This window comes from Erwinia sp. LJJL01 (assembly GCF_047300805.2).
Taxonomy (GTDB): Bacteria; Pseudomonadota; Gammaproteobacteria; order Enterobacterales; family Enterobacteriaceae; genus Erwinia; species Erwinia aphidicola.
Window position 1 is genome coordinate 1,366,656 of the sequence record NZ_CP178576.1, and the last position, 18,722, is coordinate 1,385,377.

The following is an 18,722-nucleotide window of genomic DNA, read 5'->3' on the forward strand; positions in this document are numbered from 1 at the left end:
ACTATATATCCGTCATATCTGGAATCGCTGTGATCCCGGCTATTAGGGTTATAGTTTGCGCCCTGTCGCTACAATGTACACTTCACGCGAACGAGAGCGTGAAGCGTCCGGCTTACGAATTTTTACTTTCGTAAACAGGGAGCGAATTTCCCGCAGGTATTCTTCAAAGCCATCTCCCTGAAACACTTTCACTAAAAAACTGCCGCCAGGTGCCAGAACATCACGGCACATCTCTAACGCCAGCTCACATAAATACATCGAGCGGGGAATATCAACTGCAGGGGTACCCGTCATGTTTGGTGCCATATCTGACATCACAACCTGAACTTTGGTATCCCCTACGCGATCCAGCAGGGCTTTCAATACCAGTTCATCACGAAAATCGCCCTGAAGGAAATCGACACCAACGATGGGATCCATTGGCAGGATATCACAGGCGATGACGCGACCCTTTGACCCAATCTGCGTTACCACATATTGCGACCAGCCGCCTGGCGCCGCGCCGAGGTCAACCACGGTCATACCAGGTTTGAAAAGCTTGTCGCCTTGCTGTATTTCATCAAGTTTAAACCAGGCGCGCGAGCGCAACCCTTTTTTCTGTGCCTGAAGCACATATTTATCGCTAAAGTGTTCCTGTAGCCAGCGGCTGGAACTGGCCGAACGCTTTTTACCAGTCATACAATTTCCAACTATGATTCGTTGTTCGCGATAAATAAACCGCGCAAATCAGCTCTGCCGATTTGGTGATACACCAGAGATGGCGGTAGAATGACCCGTTTTCAATCCCAATGTAAGTAAAAAATACGATGAATCTGAGTACCAAACAAAAACAGCACCTGAAAGGCCTGGCCCATCCTCTGAAGCCCGTTGTCATGCTGGGCAACAATGGTTTGACCGAAGGGGTGCTGGCCGAGATCGAACAAGCACTTGAGCACCATGAACTTATCAAGGTGAAAATCGCCACAGAAGATCGTGAGACGAAAGCCCTGGTAGTGGAAGCTATCGTGCGCGAAACACGTGCAGTTAACGTGCAGGTCATCGGCAAGACGCTGGTGCTGTACCGTCCAACGAAGGAACGCAAGATCTCCATTCCGCGCTGAGGAGTCGGCCGTTTTTCGTCACGGCCCGTCCATACTAAGCTCAGGTCTGGAGAAAGTGCCATGCTCCTGATTCTGATAAAAGGCCGCGATGCGGCCTTTTTCTTATCTTTACAAAACCTTCAGAGAATAATTAAAGATACTCTACTTTCAGAATTTCGTATTCCACATCGCCGCCGGGGGTTTTGACAATGGTCACGTCATCAACGACTTTACCAATCAAACCGCGCGCCATCGGTGAGTTCACTGAAATCAGGTTCTTTTTAAAATCGGCTTCATCATCGCCCACAATGCGGTAGGTCGACTCTTCGTCCGTTTCGACATTTAGCACGGTGACGGTGGTGCCAAAAATCACGCGGCCGTTCGCATTGCCGGCCATTTTTGTGACATCGATCACCTGAGCATTGGAAAGCTTGGCTTCGATTTCCTGAATACGGCCTTCACAGAACCCCTGCTCCTCACGGGCAGCGTGGTATTCCGCATTTTCTTTTAAGTCGCCGTGTTCCCTTGCATCCGCAATTGAGGCAATAATTCTTGGGCGTTTTACGGTTTTCAGCTCTTCCAGCTCTTCGCGCAATTTTTCCGCGCCCTTTAACGTCATCGGAATCTGATTCATCTCAATACCTCGTAAAATCTGTCCTGTTCAATGTGTCGTCGTCCTGACGCATGGCATGCAGGAAAGGCGTCCCGCGGCGCTTATTACTGATTTAAAACGAAAGAAGCCTGACCCGGAGCAGTTTCCAGGGTCTGGCTTATTTTGCAATTTGATACGTATTTTACCCCAGAGTTCCTCAAGGGTCATCGTTTACTTTCCACCACGATGCACCGTAGTATGACAGCATCACCTGTCAGTTACCGCGAGATTATGCGATTTTCACGAATTGTCACCGGCATTAGCTGCGCATTTATGCTGCAAGCGCAGGCAGCCCCCGTCGAAGACTACACCCAATACTTACCCGACGGCGCGAACCTGGCGCTGATTGTGCAGAAAATTGGCGCTGCGTCGCCCTCGATTGATTATCACAGCCAGCAGATGGCGCTGCCGGCCAGTACCATGAAAGTGATCACCGCGCTGGCGGCACTGTTACAGCTTGGTCCTGATTACCGTTTTCACACCCAGCTCGAAAGCAAAGGCAGCCTGAGCGGCGATACGCTGCGTGGCGATCTCGTAGCACGCTTCGGCGGTGACCCGACGCTGACGCGTCAGGACCTGCGCAATATGGTGGCGGCGCTGAAGAAACAGGGCGTGCAGCATATTGATGGCAACCTGGTGATAGACACCTCGGTGTTCGCCAGCCACGACAAAGCCCCCGGCTGGCCGTGGAATGATATGACCCAGTGCTTTAGTGCTCCGCCTGGCGCCGCTATCGTTGACCGTAACTGCTTCTCGGTGTCGCTGTACAGCGCGCCGAATCCGGGAGAAAAAGCCTTTATCCGCGTGGCTTCCTGGTATCCGGTCAATATGTTCAGCGAAGTGCGCACTCTGGCAAAAGGGTCACCGGATGCGCAGTATTGCGAGCTGGACGTGGTCCCCGGTGAGCTGAACCGCTTTACGCTCACCGGCTGCCTGACGCAGCGCAGTGAGCCGCTGCCGCTGGCGTTCGCGATACAGGATGGAGCGAGCTATGCGGGTGCTATCCTCAAATCCGAACTTCAGAGCGCCGGTATCGACTATACCGGGCATCTGGTGCGCCAGACGCAGGTGACGCAACCCGGTACCGTACTGGCCGCGACGCAGTCGGCTCCGCTGCACGATCTGCTGAAGATCATGCTGAAAAAATCCGACAATATGATCGCTGATACGGTGTTCCGCACCATCGGTCATGAGCGCTTCGGCGTGCCGGGCACATGGCGAGCAGGCTCGGATGCCGTACGTCAGATCCTGCGTCAGAAAGCCAATATCGATCTCGGTAACAGCATTCAGGTCGACGGTTCCGGCCTGTCGCGCCACGATCTGATTTCGCCTGCGACAATGATGCAGGTGCTGCAGTACATTGCGCAGAACGATCAGCAGCTAAACTATATTTCTATGCTGCCGCTGGCGGGTTATGACGGAACCTTACGCTATCGCGGCGGTCTTCATGAAGCCGGAGTGGATGGTAAAGTGTCCGCCAAAACGGGTTCGTTGCAGGGTGTTTATAACCTTGCCGGCTTTATGACCACCGCCAGCGGACAGCGCGTGGCTTTTGTCCAGTATCTGTCTGGTTACGCCGTACCACCTGAGGATCAGCGGCAGCGCCGTATCCCGCTGGTGCGCTTCGAAAGCCGTCTGTATAAAGACGTTTATCAGAACAACTGAGCCGATGAAAATACTGATCGTTGAAGATGATGTGCTGCTGCAGGAAGGGTTATCCCTCGCCCTGACCGGTGAGGGGTATGCGGTTGACTGTGCCGCCAACGCCCGCGAAGCAGTGGCCTTGCTGCAAAGCGGTCAGTACAGCTTAATCGTACTCGATCTTGGCCTGCCCGACCGGGACGGAGCCGACCTGCTGCGCCAGTGGCGCAAAGAGCAGATTGACCTACCGGTGCTGATCCTCACCGCCCGTGATGCGTTAGAAGATCGCGTCGACGGGCTGGATGCCGGAGCCGATGACTACCTGATCAAGCCGTTTGCGCTGGTTGAGCTGAAAGCGCGCGCCCGTGCACTGATTCGCCGCTACCAGGGTAAGAGCGATAACCTGCTGCAGCATGGTGACATTGCGCTCAATCTCTCCTCTCAGCAGGTGGGGGTTGAGGGCCAGCCGATCGAAGTGACACCAAAAGAGTTTGCGCTGCTGACCCGGCTATTAATGCGCATCGGCCAGACCGTGCATCGCGAAACCTTACAGCAGGATCTCTACAGCTGGCAGGATGATACCGGCTCCAACACCCTTGAAGTTCACATTCACAATCTGCGCCGCAAGCTGGGTAAGGATCGGATCAGAACGGTACGCGGCGTCGGTTATCGCCTGGAAGCGCGTGAATGAACAGTATGCGTCGGCGTTTGCTGATCATGCTGGCGCTGATCCTGCTCAGCTGCCAGCTGATGAGTGCATTATGGTTGTGGCATGAGAGCCGCGAGCAGATCACCTTTCTGGTTAACGAAACGCTCTCTGCTCATTCCCGCAACGACCAGGTAGAGAATGAGATCCGCGAAGCGATTGCCTCGCTGCTGCTCCCCTCTCTGGTGATGGTGTGCTTCACGCTGCTGCTCTCCTTCTGGGCCATCAGCTGGATCATCCGCCCGCTGCGTTCGCTGCAAAAAAGCCTCACCGCCCGCTCTGCCGATAATCTCACCCCGCTGCCGCTGCATTCCGAAATGGATGAAATTGTCGCAGTTACCGGCTCGCTGAATCAGCTGCTGGGCCGCCTGGATCACCAACTCCAGCAAGAGAGATTATTCACCGCCGACGCGGCGCATGAACTGCGTACCCCGCTGGCGGGCCTGCGTCTGCATCTGGAACTGCTGGAGCAGGAAGGGGTAAAAAAAGGGCCAATGCTGGTTGAGCGCATCGATCAGCTGATGCACGTTATCGAACAGCTATTGATGCTGTCGCGCGCGGGCCACGCGCTGGCCAGCGGGCATTATCAGACGGTATCGTGGCAGGAGATCGTTGAACCCTTGCGCGAAGAGATTAATGAACTGCTGGCCCTGCGTCAGCAGCGGCTGATCGTCAGGGGCGATCTGATGCTGTCGGTACAGGGCGACGCGGTGCTGCTGCGTTTGATGCTGCGCAACCTGTTAGAAAATGCCTCGCGCTACAGCCCACAGGACAGCACAATTACATTGAATATCACTGCCAGCAATGATGGCAGTGAAATCACCGTCTGCGATGAAGGCCCCGGCATCGAAGAAAGCGCAGTGCGCGAAGTGGTAAAAGCCTTCCGCCGGATGGACCAGCGCTACGGTGGCAGCGGCCTCGGGCTGAATATCGTCCAGCGCATTATCCAGATTCACCACGGCAATTTTGACCTGGCCAACCGCAGCGACCGCCAGGGATTGATCGCCACCTGCTGGCTCCCTTACCAACTGGGTTAGTCGCCGCTTCCGCTTCCTTTCCCCAGTGGATAAAAACGCCTGCGTCAGTGGGATCGGCTGTGCTGCATCTCTCGCCTGACCACCGCGATTATCGGTTAGCACCATGTAAAACGGGACGCCAGTGGCGTCCCGTTTTTTTTAGCGTGGATTAACGCTGATAGACCGTTTCGACACCTTCTTCGTCGTCTTCGTCCCAGTCGTCATCCCAGTCATCGTCTTCTTCAACTTCTGGCTGTGCTTCTTCCAGCTGCTGACGATGGTAGTCATCCCACATGAATTCCACTTTCTCTGGCTGCTTCGCTTCCAGTTCTGCTTCTTTCGGGTTGGCGTTGATAAAGGACATCAGGTCCCAGCACAGCGCATTGACGCCCACGCGGTTCGCCGCGGAGATCAGGTAATACTTCTCGGTCCAGCCCAGCGCGTCTGCAATCGCTTTAGCACGCGCCTGCGCCTCTTCCTCATCCAGCAGGTCAACTTTGTTGAACACCAGCCAGCGTGGCTTATTGAACAGCTTGTCGCTGTATTTTTCCAGCTCGCCGAGGATGATGCGCGCATTCTCAACCGGGTCGCTTTCGTCAATCGGCGCCAGATCGATAGTGTGCAGCAGAACGCGGCAGCGCTCGAGGTGCTTCAGGAAGCGAATACCCAGGCCAGCACCATCCGATGCGCCTTCGATCAGCCCTGGAATATCGGCCACCACGAAGCTCTGCTCGCTGTCCATGCGCACCACGCCGAGGCTTGGCACCAGGGTGGTGAACGGGTAATCGGCCACTTTTGGCTTCGCGGCAGAAACCGCGCGAATAAAGGTCGATTTACCGGCGTTTGGCAGGCCCAGCATACCGACGTCGGCCAGCAGCATCAGCTCCAGCTGCAGGTCGCGCTTTTCGCCCGGGGTACCCATTGTTTTCTGACGTGGCGTACGGTTTACGGAGGATTTGAAGCGGGTGTTACCCAGACCGTGCCAGCCGCCCTTCGCTACCATCATCTGCTGCTGATGGTGAGTCATATCACCCAGCGTTTCACCGGTACCCTGGTCGATAATACGCGTGCCGACCGGCACTTTGATCAGGATATCGTTGCCGCGTTTACCGGTACAGTCACGGCTCTGGCCGTTCTGCCCGCGCTCGGCACGGAAGGATTTCTCAAAACGGTAGTCAATCAGGGTGTTGAGGTTTTCATCAGCCTGCATATAGACATCGCCGCCGTCACCACCATCACCCCCGTCTGGACCACCACGCGGAATATATTTCTCACGACGGAAGCTGACGCAGCCATTGCCGCCGTCGCCCGCTACTACCAGAATCGTCGCTTCATCAACAAACTTCATTTTACTTCTCCGTCACTCATTCGCCCGGGCTCACTGCCTGCTGGCAGCGGGTCGGGATTGCTCCGCCGTGGCCATAAGCGATGACCAATTGCGGAAAACATGGCGCCTGACACCACGACGATTGCTCCAACAAACCCTAAGGTATTGAGTTGCGGAATGGCAAAAAAGTCGGGCCAGCCAAGCGATAAAAATTCTGAAAACAGCAGGGTAAATAAGGGCGTCAGCGTCACGATTGCGCTGACCTGTGCCGCCTGCCAGCGTGCATAGGCTTCCGCCAGCGCGCCATAACCCACCAGGGTATTGAGCGCGCAAAATAACAGACAGCCTAACTGCCAGCCGTCCAGCTGCCACAACAGCTCCAACCGAGCCATCGGCAACAGCGCCACTGCACATAAAGTGTACAGCAAAAACAGGATTTGTTGCGAGCCCAGAACGGCGCAGCAAAATTTTCTGCGTCACGCCGTAGACTACCCACACCATGGCCGCGCTGACACCGAGGATCACACCCCAGGTGTAATCCGTCAGGCGCGTGAAGATCTCAATCAGGCTGGTGTTAAAGAACATCACCAGTCCGCATAACAGCATCACCCCACCGACGATCTGGCTGCCACGCATCCTCTCTTTCAGGATGAATACGCTGGCGAGCATCATGCCCGGCGGTGCCAGTTGGGCAATCACCTGGGAGGCGGTAGGGCTGAGATACTGCAACGAAGAACCAAACAGCACGAAGTTGCCCATCAGACCCGCGGTGGCAATTAACACCCAGACCAGCCAGCGCGGGTGACGAAAGAAGTCACGCGGCGGCAGTTGGCGTTTCAGCGCTAAAATTGCGCCCAGGCCTGCTGCTGCAAGGAGAAAACGGTAGAGCACCACCGTGGCGGGATCCATCACCACCAGCACCTGTTTCATCGCAATAGGCAACGAGCCCCAGCTCATTGCAGTGACCAGCGCGAGAGCGGTCCCTATCCCTGCCTGCTGCTTACTGACTGACATCGGTGTTCCCTGGCAGAATGTAAAAAGCCCCGCAGTCTAGTGCGGGGCTTTTCTTTTCGTCGTCGCATAGAGCGGCATTTGCCACTCTGCGGCACGAAAACCTAATTACTCAGCAACGATGCTGATGTATTTACGGTTGTTCGGGCCTTTAACTTCGAATTTGACCTGGCCGTCTGCAGTTGCAAACAGAGTGTGGTCACGGCCGCAGCCAACGTTGGTGCCCGCGTGGAATTTGGTGCCACGCTGACGAACGATGATGCTACCAGCCAGAACAGTTTCGCCGCCGAAACGTTTTACGCCCAGGCGTTTTGCGTTGGAGTCACGACCGTTACGAGTCGAACCACCAGCTTTCTTGTGTGCCATTTGTCAGATCTCCTATTAAGCGCTGATGCCAGTGATCTTCACATCAGTGAACCACTGACGGTGACCCTGCTGCTTACGGTAATGTTTACGACGACGGAACTTAACAATCTTGATTTTGTCGCCACGACCGTGAGCAACGATTTCCGCTTTAACCAGGCCACCAGAAACTAATGGTGCGCCGATCTGAACGTCTTCGCCGTTAGCAATCATCAGAACCTGGTCGAATTCAACAACTTCGCCGGTTGCGATGTCCAGCTTTTCCAGGCGAACGGTCTGACCTTCGCTTACTCGGTGTTGTTTACCACCACTTTGGAAAACCGCGTACATATAAACTCCGCTCTCGCGCTTGCCTTCTTTGATTTCGGGCTGCGCTATAAATATTCACAATAGGGCGCGAATTCTACGCAACTTCCTCACTAAAGACAAGTGCCTGTTACGCTGTATTGCAGAAAAAAAACGCAACATGAATGGAGACGTTTCACCGCCGCGTTTTTGCAGTACAATCTGTCATACATTTCATGCCACAGGCACGGGTTAAGGCGCTTATCATAGCAGCGAACTGAGCGATAGCTGAAAAGACTGATGAACTTAGAACAGATAAACGAACTCACCGCGCAAGATATGGCGGACGTCAATGCGACAATACTCGACCAGCTGAACTCCGATGTATCCCTTATCAACCAGCTGGGCTACTACATTATCAGCGGCGGAGGGAAACGCATCCGCCCAATGATCGCCGTGCTGGCTGCACGCGCGGTGAATGATTACTCCGGTAAGCAGCATATTACCGTTGCAGCTCTGATCGAATTTATTCACACCGCGACGCTGCTGCACGACGACGTCGTCGACGAATCCGACATGCGGCGCGGCAAAGCCACCGCCAATGCGGCATTTGGCAATGCCGCCAGCGTGCTGGTCGGCGACTTCATCTATACCCGCGCTTTCCAGATGATGACCAGCCTGGGTTCACTCAGGGTGCTGGCACTGATGTCGGAAGCGGTGAACGTGATTGCGGAAGGGGAAGTGTTACAGCTGATGAACTGTAACGACCCGGATATCACCGAAGAGAGCTACATGCGGGTGATCTACAGCAAAACCGCACGCCTGTTCGAAGCGGCGGCGCAATCCTCGGCAATCCTCGCCGGTGCCACAACGGCACAGGAACAGGCGCTGCAGGATTATGGCCGCTATATCGGCACCGCTTTCCAGCTGATCGACGATCTTCTCGATTACAGTGCCGATGGCAAAACTCTGGGGAAAAACGTCGGTGATGACCTGAGCGAAGGCAAGCCTACGCTGCCGCTGCTGCACGCGATGCGTAACGGCAACCCGGAGCAGGCTGCGATGATCCGCTCGGCGATTGAAGAGGGTAACGGGCGTCATTTACTGGAACCCGTTCTGGAAACCATGCGTGAATGTGGTTCGCTGGAATGGACCCGCGACGCCGCAGAGAAAGAAGCCGATAAGGCGATCGCTGCGCTGAATGTCTTACCGGAATCACCGTGGCGTAGTGCGCTGGAAGCGCTGGCGCATATGTCAGTACAGCGCGAATTCTAATCCCGACTCTGCTTTAACAGCGCGGCCTGCCGCGCTTTTTTTATCTCAACAATCTGGCTATCTTGCCCGACAGCTCCGCCCGCCCTCTCATCTTTCTGCAACACCCTCACGCCATTACCTGCACTTTTGCGTAGTACTACGCAAAAAATGTTTTAGTCGCGCATTTTACTGGAAATAAACGGAAATTATTTGCTATAAAGCACCTGTTATATCCAAAAGTGCCCAAGGAGGGTAAGCACGTGAGACACACTCAGCAAGACTGGCACCCCGCCGATATTATTGCCGCGCTGCGTAAAAAAGGCACCACGCTGGCTGCACAATCCCGACAGGCTGGCTTAAGCTCATCGACACTCGCCAACACCCTGTGCCGCCCGTGGCCGAAAGGCGAATGGTTGATTGCTGATGCGCTGAATATTCATCCATCGGAGATCTGGCCCAGCCGCTACTACGATCCGCACACCCACCGGCTGCTCGATCGTAAACAGCGGATCCGCAAGTAAAAAAAAAGGGCCGGTATTCTCTACCGACCCTGCTTCCTGCTGCGCGCAAAGATTACTCTTCGCTGCTGCCGCTTACGCGCTGGATGTTCGCCCCAAGAGCGGCCAGCTTGTCTTCAATGTGCTCATAACCACGATCGATGTGGTAAATACGATCCACAATGGTGGTGCCTTCTGCGATACAGCCCGCCAGAACCAGGCTGGCGGAAGCACGCAGATCGGTAGCCATAACCTGGGCACCGGACAGTTTTTCCACCCCGTGGCAGATCAGCGTGTTGCTTTCGATCTCGCCGTGCGCGCCCATGCGTACCAGCTCTGGCACGTGCATAAAGCGGTTCTCGAAGATGGTTTCGGTAATCACACCGGTCCCTTCCGCGACCAGGTTCAGCAGGCTGAACTGGGCCTGCATATCGGTTGGGAAGCCCGGATGCGGCGCGGTGCGCAGATTGACGGCCTTAGGACGCTTACCGTGCATATCCAGGCTGATCCAGTCTTCACCGGTTTCGATATCGGCACCCGCTTCACGCAGCTTAGCCAGTACGGCATCCAGAGTGTCAGGCTGTGCCGCACGGCACACCACTTTACCGCCGGAGATCGCCGCAGCGACCAGGAAGGTGCCGGTTTCAATACGGTCAGGCAGTACGCGGTACACGCCGCCGCCCAGGCGCTGCACGCCTTCAATGGTGATGCGGTCGCTGCCTGCGCCGGTGATTTTCGCCCCCAGCGTGTTCAGGAAGTTAGCGGTATCAACGATTTCCGGCTCGCGGGCCGCATTCTCAATCACGGTGGTGCCGGTTGCCAGCGTGGCCGCACTCATAATGGTCACGGTCGCGCCAACGCTGACCTTATCCATCACGATATGCGCGCCTTTCAGGCGGCCATCAACCGAGGCTTTCACGTAGCCCTCTTCCAGCTTAATCGTGGCGCCGAGCTGCTCCAGGCCGGTGATATGCAGGTCAACCGGGCGCGCACCGATAGCGCAGCCGCCGGGCAGTGAAACCTGCCCCTGGCCAAAACGCGCCACCAGCGGACCGAGCGCCCAGATAGAAGCGCGCATGGTTTTCACCAGATCGTAAGGCGCACAGTAAATGTTGACCTCACTGGCATCCAGATGCACGGAACCATTACGTTCTGCTTTCATACCCAGCTGGCTGAGCAGCTTCATGGTGGTATCGATGTCCTTCAGCTTCGGGACATTCTGAATCTCTACCGGCTCTTCAGCCAGCAAAGCAGCGAACAGGATCGGCAATGCGGCGTTTTTGGCCCCGGAAATAGTGACTTCACCACTCAGACGGGTCGGACCCTGTACACGAAATTTATCCATTGCAACTGCTCTCTGTTGTCAGCTAAAAATCTGCCGCCAGCGCCTCACCACGTTACGCGTGGCAAACTCTGGCAGCTTAAAAACCGTTTAACTTACGGTCACGCGCCCACTCTTCAGGGGTATAAGTCTTGATGGAAACCGCATGCATGCGGTTATCCGCGATGTACTCCATCAGCGGAGCATAGACAGTCTGCTGTTTCTTAACGCGGCTCAGTTCACCAAACAGTTCACCCACGGCAATCACCTGGAAATGGCTGCCATCTCCGGTTACGTGGACTTCCTGCAGCGGTAGCGCGCTCATCAGCACGGATTGAATTTCACTCGTTTCCATGATGCTCTTAAATTCACTTGATAATAAACAGGCACACATCTTAGTGGAATCTGCCCGACTCTTAAACAAGCAAAAAATGCCTGCGCTTTGAGAAAAAGCCTAAATGAGAACAGATAACACTCCCGGCGCGTAAAGAAGAAGGGAGCGACAATGCGCTCCCTTGGGTAAAAACGAGTAAACTCAACGCGTTCCACGGCTACTGCTGCCGGACTAACGCGCCCAGTGCCTTACTCGCCTTCGGCAATAATTTTCTGCAGGTTGTAGAGGGTGATCAGCGAACGCAGTTTATCCGTGATCCCGGTAAAACGCGGCGCTTTGCCACGCGCTAGCACGATCTGCCGCAGATGGACCAGCAGGGCCAGGCCACCGGAGTCCACGCGCTGCAGGCCCGCAACGTCGATAATCTCAACCCGGCCCATCACCTCAGCACGCTGCTGCCAAAGCGGCAGCAGCGTTTCACGTTCCAGCTCGCCGGCAAGAGTTAGCCGGTCGTCCTCGACCTGCCAGCGCAGTTGCCCGTCCATTACTGCTTCTTGTCCAGCGTGATAGGCTCATTTGCTGCCGACTTCAGGCGCGCGGTCAGGCCGTCGATGCCCTGCTGACGCAGCACGCCGCTCCACTCATTCTGCTTGGTGCTAATCATACTCACGCCTTCAGCGATCATATCAAACGCCTGCCAGTTTCCGCTGACGCTGTTTTTACGCCACTGGAAGTCCAGGCGCACCGGTGGTCGGCCGTTCGGGTCGATGATGGTGACGCGGATAGCGATAATGTTTGCATCACCCAGCGGCTGCTCCGGGGCGATCTGATAAGTCTGGCCGTTATACATCGCCAGCGCCTGGCCGTATGCCTGGGTCAGATAGTCGCTGAAAGCCGCAAAATAGGCTTCACGCTGTGCCGGGGTGGCTTCTTTGTAGTAGCGGCCCAGCACCAGCGCTCCCGCATATTTCACCTGCACATACGGCAGCAGCTCTTCACGCACGACCTGCCGCAGATAGTTAGGATCCTGCTTGATTTTAGGCTGTTCGTTTTTCAGGCGGTCAAAGGTCTTCTGCGCCGCCTCATTCATTAGCTTGTAAGGATTGGTCTGGTCGGCTGCGGCATTCGCCGCTACGGGTGCAATGACCAGCATCGCGACCATCAGTAAACGTTTAAACATTACTTGCCCTCTTATGGATTGTTCGCCGCAGCAGGCGCTGCTGCGGCCGGAGCCGCCTCATCGCCCGCGGCAGGTGGATTCTTGTTGTCGCCGTTCCCGCTCTTGTAGAGGAACTGGCCTATCAGATCTTCCAGCACCATCGCTGACTTGGTGTCCTGAATGGTGCCGCCGTCTTTCAGGGTTGCGGTGCCCATTTCCGGGTCATCAAAACCGATATTCAGCGCCAGATACTGTTCGCCCAGCAGACCGGAAGTCCGTACCGCCAGCGAGCTGGTGTCCGGGATATTGTTATATTTGTCTTCAATATCCATAGCGACTTTCGGTGAGTAGTTTTTCGGGTCCAGCGTGATATCGGTTACGCGCCCCACTACCACACCGCCAACTTTGACCGGGGAGCCGGTTTTCAGGCCACCAATATTGTCAAAAGTAGCATAAAGCTTCCAGGTCGGTTCATTGCCGAGGGATTTCAGGTCGGCAACGCGCAGACAGAGAAAGATGATCGCGCACAGCGCTAAAAGTAAGAAGGCGCCTACCCAAATTTCGCTTTTTTTCGTTTGCATTGCATCAGTTCCCAAACATCAGTGCCGTAAGCACAAAATCCAGACCGAGTACTGCCAGTGAAGCATGTACCACGGTACGCGTCGTTGCCCGACTGATCCCTTCAGAAGTCGGGATGGCGTCATAGCCGTTAAACAGCGCAATCCAGGTCACAGTCACCGCAAATACGGCGCTCTTGATCACGCAGTTGATAATATCTGTTCGCAGGTCGACCGCACTCTGCATCGCTGACCAGAAGAAGCCAGGGTCAATCCCTTTCCAGCCCACGCCAACCAGCGCGCCACCCAGCACCCCAACCGCGACAAAAATCAGCGTCAGCAGCGGCATGCTGATAAAGCCCGCCCAGAAACGCGGCGATATAATGCGGCGCAGTGGGTCAACCGCCATCATCTCCATGCTGGAGAGCTGCTCGGTGGCTTTCATCAGGCCAATCTCTGCCGTCAGGGCCGAACCGGCACGCCCGGCAAACAGCAACGCGGTCACCACCGGCCCCAGCTCGCGCAGCAGCGACAGCGCGACCATCATACCCAGACTGGTTTCCGCGCTGTAGGTTTTCAGCACCAGGTAACCCTGCAGGCCAAGCACCATGCCGATAAACAGCCCGGATACGATCACGATGAGCAGTGAAAGCACGCCAACGCTGTACAGCTGTTTAACCAGCAGGTGAGCGTGCTTACGAAAACGGGGGATGCCAAACAGCGCATGGAACAGCATCAGTCCGGCGCGGCCAAATGAGGCACAGGTATTAATTCCCTGACGCCCTAATGACGCCAGTGCTCTTAGAAACATCAGTCTGTTAACTCCCTGAGCCGACTAAATCTTGCAGGTAATCCCCTGCAGGGAAACGGAAAGGTACCGGGCCATCAGCAATGCCGTCAATAAACTGACGCACGCGGGCATCTTCGTTATCACGCAGTTCAGGGGCTGTACCCTGAGCGATCACTTTCTGATCCGCAATGATATAAGCGTAATCGGCAATGCTCAGCACCTCAGGCACATCGTGCGATACCACGATACAGGTGACGCCCAATGAGTGATTCAGTTCATCGATCAGCTTCACCAGCACGCCCATGGTGATGGGATCCTGGCCCACGAAGGGTTCATCAAACATGATCAAGTCTGGCTCCAGCGCGATAGCACGCGCCAGTGCCGCACGCCGCGCCATCCCGCCGGAGAGTTCAGAAGGCTTGAGATTGGCGGCACCGCGCAGGCCCACCGCTTCCAGCTTCATCATCACAGTGCTATGCAGCAGCGCTTTTGGCAGCTGGGTATGTTCACGCAGCGGCCATGCCACGTTATCAAACACGCTAAGATCGGTGAATAACGCCCCTGACTGGAACAGCATGCTCATTTTTTTACGCGCCTCATACAGGCGTGAGCGCGACAGCGTGGGAATATTTTCGCCGTTAAACCAGATTTCACCGCTGTCCGGAGGGATCTGCCCGCCGATTAAACGCAGTAAAGTGGTTTTGCCTATGCCGGAAGGACCCATTATCGCGGTGACCTTCCCTTTGGGCACCGTAAGCGAGATGTTATCGAAAATCGGCCGGTTGCCACGGGAAAAACTCACGCCCCGCACATCCACCAAATTCGTCTCCGTCTGGCTCATAGTTACCTCATTCCTTATTCTCAGGCGTTAAATTTATCCCCAATGGTAACGTATTACCTATCGGACCGGACACTTTTACAGAAACTTACCGCAATAACGTAGCTAAAGCTGGCATAAGTTTTACTTTTCACTCGCAGACCGTCAAAATCACAGCCATTAAATTTTCTTTGCCTTAACTCTTTAAAGCAAACGGTAACCAACGATTATACCCGATCCAAAGGACACTTCATGCTCGTAGCTACAGCACTATTGATTATCGGTTTAGTCTTACTGGTTTATGGAGCCGATCGTCTGGTGTTTAGCGCCGCAATATTGTGCCGGTCGCTGGGGATTCCACCCTTGATTATAGGCATGACGGTGGTGGGCATTGGCACCTCATTACCGGAGCTGATTGTCTCCTTTTCCGCCGCCACGCACGGGCAGATGGATATCGCTGTTGGCACCGCGATGGGGTCAAATATTACCAATATTTTACTGATCCTTGGCGGCGCCGCGCTGCTGCACCCGCTCACCGTCCACTCCAGACTGGTACGCCGTGAGCTGCCGCTGATGCTGCTGGTGACGCTGCTGTGCGGCGTCATGCTGTTTGATAACGAGCTGAGCCGCAACGATGGTCTGGCGATGATCGCCATTGCCGCTATCTATCTGATGTTTATCATCAAGATTGCTCGCCGCGCCGAACGCGAAAACAGCGACTCGCTCACGCGTGAGCAGCTGGCTGAACTGCCGCGAGATGACGTCGGCAATACTGTCGCCTTTCTGTGGCTGGCAGTGGCGCTGATTGTGCTGCCGATGTCGACACGCATGGTCATCGACAACGCCACGGTGATTGCCGACTATTTCGGCGTCAGCGAACTGGTGATTGGCCTGACGATTATTTCGGTCGGCACCAGCCTGCCGGAGCTGGCAACGGTGATTGCTGGCGCGCTGAAGGGCGAAGATGATATCGCCATCGGCAACCTTATCGGCTCTAACATTTATAATATGGCAATTGTGCTGGGCATTCCGGCACTGATTCACCCAGGCACGCTCGACTCCGCCGCTTTCGCCCGTGATTACTGGGTGATGCTGGGAGTCAGTGCCCTGTTTACACTGATCTGTTTGCAGCGCAGTCGCCGCATTGGTCGGCTGGCAGGCGCGTTGTTGCTGTGCGGATTTATCGTCTGGGTGGGAATGCTGTATCAGTTCCCCTCAGTGACCTTCTGGTAAAAGGACTGGAGAATTATGGCGCATATCACGGCCGATCCCGACTTTGACTTTCAACAGGCCGGGAAAGAGGTTTTACGGATTGAACGTGAAGGGCTGGAACAGCTCGATCGGTACATTAACGACGACTTTAGCCGGGCCTGCGAGCTGATTTATCGCTGCCGTGGCAAAGTCGTGGTGATGGGGATGGGCAAATCCGGTCATATCGGTAAGAAGATGGCGGCGACCTTTGCCAGCACCGGTACGTCAGCATTTTTTGTTCATCCGGCTGAGGCCAGCCACGGCGATCTCGGTATGGTAAGCCCATCCGATGTGGTGATTGCCATTTCCAACTCCGGCGAGTCCTCCGAAATTCTGGCGCTGATCCCGGTGCTAAAACGCCTGCATGTTTCGCTGATCTGCCTCACCAGCCGCCCTGACAGCGCAATGGGACGTGCGGCAGATATCCACCTGTGTGTTAAAGTGCCGCAGGAAGCCTGCCCGCTGGGCCTGGCCCCGACCACCAGCACCACCGCAACCTTAGTGATGGGTGATGCCCTGGCCGTTGCGCTGCTAAAAGCTCGCGGTTTTACCCAGGAAGATTTTGCGCTCTCTCACCCTGGCGGGGCGCTGGGCCGTAAACTGCTGCTGCGCGTTGATGATATCATGCACTCCGGCAGCGAGATGCCGCACGTCAGCCGTGATGCTTCTCTGCGTGATGCCCTACTGGAAATCACCCGTAAAAACATGGGAATGACGGTAATCTGCAATGACTTGATGAAAATCGAAGGCATCTTTACCGACGGTGATTTACGCCGCGTATTCGATATGGGCATTGATATCCAGCATGCCAGTATCGCCAGCGTGATGACGCCAGGTGGCGTGCGCGTGCGCCCGAATACGCTGGCCGTGGATGCGTTAAACCTGATGCAGAATAAAAATATTACCTGCGTAATGGTCGCCGATGGCGATCAGCTGCTCGGCGTGGTTCACATGCATGACATGCTGCGCGCAGGCGTTGTATAAACCAGGAACTGAAAATAATGAGCAATCCAGTAGCCACCATTGAGACCTGTTATGGCGCAGTCAGCCAGCAGGTCATGGCGCAGGCACAGCAAATTAAGCTGTTGATTTGTGACGTTGACGGCGTGATGTCCGACGGGGTGATTTACCAGGGAAATAACGGTGAAGAGCTCAAAGCCTTCAACGTGCGCGATGGTTATGGCATTCGCTGCCTGCTGACCAGCGGCATTGAAGTGGCGATTATTACCGGCCGTAAAGCCAAACTGCTGGAAGATCGCTGCGCCACGCTGGGAATTACCCATCTTTACCAGGGACAGACAGATAAGCTTTTGGCCTTCCGTGAACTTCTGGATACACTATCGCTTCGTGCCGGGCAGGTTGCCTATATTGGTGATGACCTGATCGACTGGCCGGTCATGGCGGAAGTTGGCCTGAGTGTGACCGTGGCCGATGCACACCCTGTTTTATTGCCCCGTGCGGACTACGTGACCCGAATTGCCGGGGGACGCGGTGCCGTGAGGGAAATTTGCGATCTTATTTTGATCGCGCAAGGTAAGTTTGAAGAGGCCAAAGGGCAGTCAGTATGAGCAAAACAAGACGCTGGATAACGCTGATACTGGCGCTGGTCGCCATTGTGCTGATCGGCTGGAACCTGACCGGAAACGACAGCGATAGCAACGCGACCCGGAGTGACGACACGGAACCGACCTATATGAGCGATAATTCTCATACGGTGGTGTACAACCCTGAGGGCGCGCTGAGCTATAAGCTGGTGTCAGACAAGGTCACCTACTTCCAGACCGAAGCGGTGAGCTGGTTTGATAACCCGGTGATGACGACCTACGACGAAAACAAAATTCCAACCTGGTCGGTGCGGGCGGACAAAGCCAAGCTCACTAATGACCGCATGCTTTATCTCTATGGTCATGTGGAAGTGAACAGCCTGACCAAAGACGCTCAGCTTGAGCGGATTAAAACCGATAACGCTCAAATTAACCTGACCACTCAGGATGTCACTTCAGACGATCAGGTTACGCTTTATGGCCGCAGCTTTAACTCTACAGGTATGAAGATGCGTGGGAATTTACGGAAGAAAACTGCCGAGTTGATTGAAAAGGTCAAAACATCTTATGAAATTCAAAATGAACAACAGCCTTAAACTTCTGACGGCATCACTGCTGCTTGCCGCCAGCCTGCCCGCTCTGGCACTGACCGGCGACTCCGAGAAACCGGTTAACGTCGATTCAGAAAACCAGGCGCTGGATATGCAGGGCAACGTGGCTACCTTTACCGGCAAAGTTATCGTCACCCAGGGTTCGATCAAAATCACCGCGGATAAAGTGGTGGTGACCCGTCCGGGCGGCGACAGCAATAAAACCATTGTTGATGCCTATGGTAATCCGGCAACTTTCTACCAGATGCAGGATAACGGCAAGCCGGTGCAGGGCCACGCCCAGAAAATGCATTACGAGCTGGCAAAAGACCTGGTCGAACTGACCGGCAACGCTTATCTGGAACAGCTCGACAGCAACGTGAAAGGTGACAAAATCACCTATCTGGTCAAAGAGCAAAAAATGCAGGCCTTTGGCAGCACCGGCAAACGCGTCACCACCGTGTTAGTGCCGTCGCAGTTGCAGGATAAAGGCACTCAGTCAAACGGTCAGAAAAAGAGTAACTAACT

At 55.1% G+C, this 18,722-nt stretch carries 23 protein-coding genes and 1 pseudogene; 11 read left to right on the forward strand and 13 right to left on the reverse strand.

The window, feature by feature from the left end; translation table 11 throughout:
- Positions 1 to 48 precede the first annotated feature (48 nt).
- Positions 49 to 678, reverse strand: coding sequence for a 23S rRNA (uridine(2552)-2'-O)-methyltransferase RlmE (rlmE, locus tag ACLI4M_RS07145; RefSeq protein ID WP_048914483.1), 630 nt, complete (start codon positions 676 to 678; stop codon positions 49 to 51).
- A gap of 128 nt (positions 679 to 806) precedes the next feature.
- Here rlmE and yhbY point away from each other — a divergent pair, with 128 nt between their 5' ends.
- Entirely contained in the window at positions 807 to 1,100 is a 294-nt protein-coding gene (gene yhbY / locus ACLI4M_RS07150; RefSeq protein ID WP_048914482.1) for a ribosome assembly RNA-binding protein YhbY, read from the forward strand.
- Between the two features lie 130 nt (positions 1,101 to 1,230).
- On the opposite strand, the gene greA is transcribed toward yhbY, so the two are convergent.
- Positions 1,231 to 1,713 carry a transcription elongation factor GreA gene (gene greA, locus ACLI4M_RS07155; protein WP_048914481.1) on the reverse strand — a complete coding sequence of 161 codons (483 nt, stop codon included), beginning with the start codon at positions 1,711 to 1,713 and terminating at the stop codon, positions 1,231 to 1,233.
- Between the two features lie 249 nt (positions 1,714 to 1,962).
- Here greA and dacB point away from each other — a divergent pair, with 249 nt between their 5' ends.
- From dacB to pmrB, 3 genes are read left to right on the forward strand one after another with little or no spacing between them, the layout of a single operon-like run.
- Positions 1,963 to 3,396 carry a serine-type D-Ala-D-Ala carboxypeptidase gene (gene dacB / locus ACLI4M_RS07160; RefSeq protein ID WP_099753983.1) on the forward strand — a complete coding sequence of 478 codons (1,434 nt, stop codon included), beginning with the start codon at positions 1,963 to 1,965 and terminating at the stop codon, positions 3,394 to 3,396.
- A 4-nt stretch (positions 3,397 to 3,400) separates the two neighbouring features.
- The gene (gene pmrA / locus ACLI4M_RS07165; RefSeq protein WP_133622609.1) at positions 3,401 to 4,063 is read left to right on the forward strand and encodes a two-component system response regulator PmrA; all 663 of its coding nucleotides are present in this window, start codon (positions 3,401 to 3,403) and stop codon (positions 4,061 to 4,063) included.
- Positions 4,060 to 5,115: a two-component system sensor histidine kinase PmrB gene (pmrB, locus tag ACLI4M_RS07170; RefSeq protein WP_133622608.1), complete on the forward strand. Its 1,056-nt coding sequence runs from the start codon at positions 4,060 to 4,062 to the stop codon at positions 5,113 to 5,115. The genes pmrA and pmrB overlap by 4 nt, the downstream gene beginning before the upstream one ends.
- 148 nt (positions 5,116 to 5,263) lie before the next feature.
- Here pmrB and cgtA read toward each other — a convergent pair whose 3' ends face one another.
- From cgtA to rplU, 4 genes and pseudogenes are all read right to left on the reverse strand, one after another.
- Positions 5,264 to 6,442, reverse strand: a complete 1,179-nt coding sequence (cgtA, locus tag ACLI4M_RS07175) for an Obg family GTPase CgtA (protein WP_048914473.1) — start codon at positions 6,440 to 6,442, stop codon at positions 5,264 to 5,266.
- Positions 6,439 to 7,435, reverse strand: a pseudogene (locus tag ACLI4M_RS07180) (DMT family transporter). Before ACLI4M_RS07180 ends, cgtA begins: the two are co-directional and overlap by 4 nt.
- Before the next feature lie 105 nt (positions 7,436 to 7,540).
- Positions 7,541 to 7,798, reverse strand: coding sequence for a 50S ribosomal protein L27 (rpmA, locus tag ACLI4M_RS07185; RefSeq protein WP_048914471.1), 258 nt, complete (start codon positions 7,796 to 7,798; stop codon positions 7,541 to 7,543).
- Between the two features lie 15 nt (positions 7,799 to 7,813).
- Positions 7,814 to 8,125 carry a 50S ribosomal protein L21 gene (rplU, locus tag ACLI4M_RS07190; RefSeq protein ID WP_048914470.1) on the reverse strand — a complete coding sequence of 104 codons (312 nt, stop codon included), beginning with the start codon at positions 8,123 to 8,125 and terminating at the stop codon, positions 7,814 to 7,816.
- A gap of 255 nt (positions 8,126 to 8,380) precedes the next feature.
- Here rplU and ispB point away from each other — a divergent pair, with 255 nt between their 5' ends.
- Together ispB and ACLI4M_RS07200 are read left to right on the forward strand one after the other, a co-directional pair.
- Complete coding sequence (gene ispB, locus ACLI4M_RS07195; RefSeq protein WP_133622606.1) at positions 8,381 to 9,355, forward strand: octaprenyl diphosphate synthase; 975 nt, start codon at positions 8,381 to 8,383, stop codon at positions 9,353 to 9,355.
- Between the two features lie 239 nt (positions 9,356 to 9,594).
- Complete coding sequence (locus ACLI4M_RS07200) at positions 9,595 to 9,855, forward strand: helix-turn-helix domain-containing protein (protein WP_133622605.1); 261 nt, start codon at positions 9,595 to 9,597, stop codon at positions 9,853 to 9,855.
- 52 nt (positions 9,856 to 9,907) lie between these two features.
- Here ACLI4M_RS07200 and murA read toward each other — a convergent pair whose 3' ends face one another.
- From murA to mlaF, 7 genes are all read right to left on the reverse strand, one after another.
- Positions 9,908 to 11,176 (reverse strand): UDP-N-acetylglucosamine 1-carboxyvinyltransferase, encoded by a 1,269-nt coding sequence (gene murA / locus ACLI4M_RS07205; RefSeq protein WP_099753981.1) that lies wholly within the window; start codon positions 11,174 to 11,176, stop codon positions 9,908 to 9,910.
- 76 nt (positions 11,177 to 11,252) lie between these two features.
- Positions 11,253 to 11,507 (reverse strand): BolA family iron metabolism protein IbaG, encoded by a 255-nt coding sequence (ibaG, locus tag ACLI4M_RS07210; protein ID WP_048914466.1) that lies wholly within the window; start codon positions 11,505 to 11,507, stop codon positions 11,253 to 11,255.
- 227 nt (positions 11,508 to 11,734) lie between these two features.
- A complete protein-coding gene (gene mlaB / locus ACLI4M_RS07215; RefSeq protein WP_048914465.1) occupies positions 11,735 to 12,031 on the reverse strand; it encodes a lipid asymmetry maintenance protein MlaB in 297 nt (98 codons plus the stop codon).
- Entirely contained in the window at positions 12,031 to 12,666 is a 636-nt protein-coding gene (mlaC, locus tag ACLI4M_RS07220) for a phospholipid-binding protein MlaC (protein WP_133622604.1), read from the reverse strand. The genes mlaB and mlaC overlap by 1 nt, the downstream gene beginning before the upstream one ends.
- An 11-nt stretch (positions 12,667 to 12,677) precedes the next feature.
- Positions 12,678 to 13,226, reverse strand: a complete 549-nt coding sequence (gene mlaD, locus ACLI4M_RS07225; protein ID WP_048914463.1) for an outer membrane lipid asymmetry maintenance protein MlaD — start codon at positions 13,224 to 13,226, stop codon at positions 12,678 to 12,680.
- Positions 13,227 to 13,230: 4 nt separating this feature from the next.
- On the reverse strand, positions 13,231 to 14,013 hold the full coding sequence (gene mlaE / locus ACLI4M_RS07230) for a lipid asymmetry maintenance ABC transporter permease subunit MlaE (RefSeq protein WP_133622603.1): 783 nt from the start codon (positions 14,011 to 14,013) through the stop codon (positions 13,231 to 13,233).
- Positions 14,014 to 14,020: 7 nt separating this feature from the next.
- Positions 14,021 to 14,833, reverse strand: coding sequence for a phospholipid ABC transporter ATP-binding protein MlaF (gene mlaF, locus ACLI4M_RS07235; protein WP_048914461.1), 813 nt, complete (start codon positions 14,831 to 14,833; stop codon positions 14,021 to 14,023).
- Between the two features lie 228 nt (positions 14,834 to 15,061).
- Between mlaF and ACLI4M_RS07240 the strand changes: the two genes are divergently transcribed.
- Genes ACLI4M_RS07240 through lptA form a run of 5 tightly spaced genes read left to right on the forward strand, consistent with a single transcriptional unit; the run spans position 15,062 to position 18,720 of the window.
- Entirely contained in the window at positions 15,062 to 16,042 is a 981-nt protein-coding gene (locus tag ACLI4M_RS07240) for a calcium/sodium antiporter (RefSeq protein ID WP_048914460.1), read from the forward strand.
- Positions 16,043 to 16,057: 15 nt separating this feature from the next.
- A complete protein-coding gene (kdsD, locus tag ACLI4M_RS07245) occupies positions 16,058 to 17,044 on the forward strand; it encodes an arabinose-5-phosphate isomerase KdsD (RefSeq protein ID WP_133622602.1) in 987 nt (328 codons plus the stop codon).
- A gap of 17 nt (positions 17,045 to 17,061) precedes the next feature.
- A complete protein-coding gene (gene kdsC, locus ACLI4M_RS07250) occupies positions 17,062 to 17,628 on the forward strand; it encodes a 3-deoxy-manno-octulosonate-8-phosphatase KdsC (RefSeq protein ID WP_133622601.1) in 567 nt (188 codons plus the stop codon).
- The gene (gene lptC / locus ACLI4M_RS07255) at positions 17,625 to 18,200 is read left to right on the forward strand and encodes an LPS export ABC transporter periplasmic protein LptC (protein WP_048914457.1); all 576 of its coding nucleotides are present in this window, start codon (positions 17,625 to 17,627) and stop codon (positions 18,198 to 18,200) included. The genes kdsC and lptC overlap by 4 nt, the downstream gene beginning before the upstream one ends.
- Positions 18,172 to 18,720 carry a lipopolysaccharide ABC transporter substrate-binding protein LptA gene (gene lptA, locus ACLI4M_RS07260; RefSeq protein WP_048914456.1) on the forward strand — a complete coding sequence of 183 codons (549 nt, stop codon included), beginning with the start codon at positions 18,172 to 18,174 and terminating at the stop codon, positions 18,718 to 18,720. The genes lptC and lptA overlap by 29 nt, the downstream gene beginning before the upstream one ends.
- Positions 18,721 to 18,722 lie beyond the last annotated feature (2 nt).